Origin of the sequence: Mesorhizobium sp. M7A.F.Ca.ET.027.03.2.1 (genome assembly GCF_003999175.1) — a bacterium.
Classification (GTDB): Bacteria; Pseudomonadota; Alphaproteobacteria; order Rhizobiales; family Rhizobiaceae; genus Mesorhizobium.
In genome coordinates this window covers 1-1,647 of record NZ_RZOM01001227.1, presented here as the reverse complement: position 1 = coordinate 1,647, position 1,647 = coordinate 1, and the positions used below count along the sequence as shown (strand labels likewise).

At 61.0% G+C, this 1,647-nt stretch carries 1 protein-coding gene and 1 pseudogene; both read right to left on the bottom strand.

Features of this window, described 5'->3' with window-relative positions:
- Window positions 1-312: 312 nt before the first annotated feature.
- Entirely contained in the window at window positions 313-951 is a 639-nt protein-coding gene (locus EN750_RS33255; RefSeq protein WP_127268963.1) for a TetR/AcrR family transcriptional regulator, read from the bottom strand.
- Window positions 952-1,115: 164 nt separating this feature from the next.
- Window positions 1,116-1,647 (bottom strand): annotated as a pseudogene (locus tag EN750_RS33245) (phosphotransferase); the annotation flags it as partial.

The following is a 1,647-nucleotide window of genomic DNA, read 5'->3' as shown; positions in this document are numbered from 1 at the left end:
GTCCTGGTGTCAACGCAGGCCGCCACCGGCGCATGCTTGACGGGATGGGTGGTGTTGGCGGCGAAGGCCGAGCCCGAAAGTGCCAGCACGGCGGCGAGGGTGAGGAGTGTCTTTTTCATTGTCAGTCTCCGGTTTCCGGGTCGAATTCAATTCGTACCGACGGGTGAATTGCTCTCGTACATGTACGATGTGCTGTACATATACGCCCGTCGATCGCGAAGTTCAAGGAAAACCGTACGCGTACAATAAATTTTTTGTTAACCAAGACCCCCCAGGTCTGGAGGAGAATACACAAACCAAAGGAAACGACGCTCAGCAGTTGACCGGTGTCTCGGTCAGCGGCGGGACGTTTTGCGTGCTGAGCGTGGCGAGCGTGAAATCGCACATCCGCTTCACGAAGGCCTGCGGATCGCCGAAGGGGTAGAACGGAAAGGTGATGAGCAGCGAGATCGTGCCGTGGCCGACCGCCCACAGCATGGTGGCGATGGCGCGCGGATCGCCCTGCAATTTGCCGGCGGCGACGCAGGCCTCGACCCTGCTGATCAGCACCTTCATAGCAGGGTTGCTTTCCTCCATTTCATTGTAGCCTTCCGGCAGCTTGGTCTTTTCGGTCATGAAGACGGTGCGGTATTCGTTGGGATTGCCGAGTCCGAAAGCGGCATATTCGGTCATCACCGCCTGCAAGGCCTCGATTGGATCATCGGATGGATGCTCCTCGATGCGGCGGGCCAGCGTCTCGAACGCATCCTCGGCCAGAGCGAACAGGATGTCCTGCTTGTCGGCGAAGTAGGAATAGACAGACATCGGGGCGTAGCCGACCCGTTTGGCCAGCTTGCGGATGGTCAGGCCTTCATAGCCTTCTTCCTGGACGAGCTTGTGCGCGGCCTCGACCAGTTCGGAGCGCAGTTCGGCCTTTTGTTTCTCGCGGCGTGTCTGGACGCTCTGCGGCAAGATCTGGTGCCTTTGGTTGGTTGGTGGCTGGCTAAATTATATACGCTGTACGGAAACGGACAAGGGCACGGGAGGTTCCCAAGCGGTATGCTTCGGATCGTGCCGACGCTTGTCGAGGTTGGCGGCACCCGTGATCAGCACCTTTGCTCCGTCAAAGCGGCCCATCACGCCTCCTTGTCGATCAGCTTCGCGGCAAGGCGCGAAAGCAGCTTTACCGCCTCGCCATAGGTCCGGGCCTTTTCCGGATTGGAGGCGTTGCCGTCCAGCGCCCGCTTGTAGACGCCCTGGCAAATCGCGGCCAGCCGGAAGAAGGAAAAGGCGAGGTAGAACGTCCAGTTGCCGATACCGGTGAGCCCGCGCCGCCGGCAGTAGGCGGCGACGTAGTCCTCCTCGGAGGGCAGGCCGAGTGCGGAACGGTCGACACCGCCCAGGCCGCGAAAGCCGGAAGCGTGCGGCAGCCGCCATTGCATGCATTGATAGGCGATATCGGCGAAGGGGTGGCCTGATGTCGACAACTCCCAGTCGAGCACCGCCAGCACCTTCGGCCGGTCCGGCGCGAAGATCAGATTGTCCAGCCGGTAGTCGCCATGCACCAACGAGATCCGGCCGTCATCGGCGGGCATATGCGTTTCCAACAGGCAATCAGCCCGTCCATCTCGGCGACTGCGTCAGTCTCCGAGGCGCGGGACTGGCTGG